Raw genomic sequence first — 2,378 nt, 5'->3', positions numbered from 1 at the left:
CGTCCGGGTTCTCCGAGCCCCCGCAGGCCGCCGCGTCCCAGGCCGCCGAGCCCGCCGAGGCCGAGGGCACCCGCAAGCCCGCTCGCCCCGCCGTCGCGGTTCCAGGCGCCGGTGTTCGCCGAGCCCCGGTTCCAGACCCCGGAGCGGGCCGCCGCCGAAGCCGCGGCCGAGGCCGCCGGTGCGGAGGAGACCGAGGAGACCGAGGCGACCGAGGAGTACACGGAGGAGCGCGCCGAGACCGGTGGCCGCCGCCGTCGGCGCCGCCGCGGTGCCGCCGCCGAGGAGACCCGCCCGGCCGAGGCCGCCGCCGAGGAGCCGGCGGAGGCCGAGGTGACCCCGGAGTCCGCCGAGGACCTCGCCGAAGGCGACGAGGGCGACGAGGGCGACGAGACCGAGGGCGCCGAGGGCTACGAGGAGTCCGGTGGGCGCCGCCGGCGCCGCCGTGGCGGACGCCGCCGCCGGCGTGGTGACGCCGCCGAGGGTGACGGCACGGACGCCGAGGCCGACGAGCTGGCCGCCGAACAGGCCACGCAGGACGCCGAGGACACCGCCGAGCAGGAGGAAGAGGACGCCGAGGAGGCCCACGGCGAGGAGTTCGGCGGGTCCAGCTCCAGCAGCCGTCGCCGCCGTCGCCGCCGTCGCCGTGCCGGTGACTCCGGCCCCGAGGGCGAGCCGTCCGCCGACGACCCGGAGCGCACGGTCGTCAAGGTCCGCGAGCCGCGCAAGCCCAGCGAGCCGTCCGACGAGGTGCAGTCCATCAAGGGCTCGACCCGTCTGGAGGCCAAGAAGCAGCGCCGCCGCGAAGGCCGTGAGCAGGGGCGCCGTCGCGTCCCGATCATCACCGAGGCCGAGTTCCTGGCCCGCCGCGAGGCCGTCGAGCGCGTGATGGTGGTCCGTCAGCACGGCGACCGCACGCAGATCGGCGTCCTGGAGGACGGCGTGCTCGTCGAGCACTACGTCAACAAGGAGCAGTCGACCTCGTACGTCGGCAACGTCTACCTGGGCAAGGTCCAGAACGTGCTGCCGTCGATGGAGGCCGCCTTCATCGACATCGGCAAGGGCCGCAACGCCGTCCTGTACGCCGGTGAGGTCAACTTCGAGGCGCTCGGCATGGCCAACGGGCCGCGCCGCATCGAGTCCGCCCTGAAGTCCGGCCAGTCCGTCCTCGTCCAGGTGACGAAGGACCCGATCGGCCACAAGGGCGCCCGTCTGACCAGCCAGGTCTCCCTGCCGGGCCGTTACCTCGTGTACGTCCCCGAGGGCTCGATGACCGGCATCAGCCGCAAGCTGCCCGACACCGAGCGGGCCCGGCTGAAGACCATCCTCAAGAAGATCGTCCCCGAGGACGCGGGCGTCATCGTGCGCACCGCCGCCGAGGGAGCGAGCGAGGACGAGCTGCGCCGGGACGTCGAGCGGCTGCAGGCGCAGTGGGAGGACATCCAGAAGAAGGCCAAGAGCGGCAACGCGCCGACGCTGCTCTACGGCGAGCCGGACATGACCGTCCGGGTCGTGCGCGACATCTTCAACGAGGACTTCACCAAGGTCGTCGTCAGCGGTGACGAGGCGTGGTCGACCATCCACGGGTACGTCTCGCACGTCGCCCCGGACCTGGCCGGCCGGCTGTCGCGGTGGACGTCCGAGACCGACGTCTTCGCCACCTACCGGATCGACGAGCAGCTCGCCAAGGCGCTGGACCGCAAGGTCTGGCTGCCCAGCGGCGGTTCGCTGGTGATCGACCGGACCGAGGCGATGGTCGTCGTCGACGTCAACACCGGCAAGTTCACCGGCCAGGGCGGCAACCTGGAGGAGACGGTCACCAGGAACAACCTGGAGGCGGCCGAGGAGATCGTGCGCCAGCTGCGGCTGCGCGACCTCGGCGGCATCATCGTGATCGACTTCATCGACATGGTCCTGGAGTCCAACCGCGACCTGGTGCTGCGGCGCCTGCTGGAGTGCCTGGGCCGGGACCGCACGAAGCACCAGGTGGCCGAGGTGACCTCGCTGGGCCTGGTGCAGATGACCCGCAAGCGGGTCGGTCAGGGCCTGCTGGAGTCGTTCTCCGAGACCTGTGTCCACTGCAACGGCCGCGGTGTGATCGTCCACCTGGACCAGGCCACCACGAACGGTGGCGGCGGCAAGCGCAAGAAGCGCGGCGGCCGGGGCGGCGAGACCCAGGAGCACGTGCACGAGACCGCCGCGGTGGCCGTGGAGAGCGGTGAGGCCGTCGAGCCCGACGTGGAGACCGCCGTCTCGGTGGCCGCCGAGATCGCCGAGCCGGTCGCGCTGCCCGCGCCCGACTTCACCCCCGACGAGGAGCTGTACAGCAGCGTCGCCGAGGCGGAGGCCGCGGCCGGCCGCGGCCGTACGCGGCGCCGGGC

The 2,378-nt window shown here is 73.1% G+C and carries 1 pseudogene; it reads left to right on the top strand.

The window, feature by feature from the left end:
- Positions 1–2,378 (top strand): annotated as a pseudogene (locus GT045_RS38150) (Rne/Rng family ribonuclease); the annotation flags it as partial.

The sequence above is a fragment of the Streptomyces sp. SID486 genome, assembly GCF_009865385.1.
GTDB lineage: Bacteria > Actinomycetota > Actinomycetes > Streptomycetales > Streptomycetaceae > Streptomyces.
This window is presented reverse-complemented; position numbering and strand designations above follow the sequence as displayed.